Source organism: Psychroserpens mesophilus (assembly GCF_050617655.1).
Classification (GTDB): domain Bacteria; phylum Bacteroidota; class Bacteroidia; order Flavobacteriales; family Flavobacteriaceae; genus Psychroserpens; species Psychroserpens mesophilus_A.
This window is the reverse complement of sequence record NZ_JBODQC010000583.1, coordinates 1-229: the sequence shown is the minus strand read 5'-3', so window position 1 is coordinate 229 and position 229 is coordinate 1. Positions and strand designations below refer to the sequence as shown.

Here is a 229-nt window from a genome sequence, read left to right as displayed (position 1 = left end):
ATTATCAGAAGAATCTCCCATCATTCCTAAAAAATCAATGACTTGTAGTGGATTTTCTACCTCAAATTTTTTCTGAACTTCTGGTATTCCCCAAACATCATACCCCCCTCCAAAACGTGGTTTGTACATAAAGATATTTTCTGAAACTAGTTGTGCAAAATCTTTATCAGGTGTTACCATAAAGGTTTGGTATCCTTCTTTTTCTGCTTGTTTAGACATAGTAACACTA

General features: G+C 34.1%; 1 protein-coding gene. It reads right to left on the bottom strand.

Features of this window, described 5'->3' with window-relative positions; genetic code table 11:
- On the bottom strand, positions 1-229 hold a 229-nt coding region (locus tag ACRHNM_RS18520), incomplete at both ends, for a hypothetical protein (RefSeq protein ID WP_431138088.1).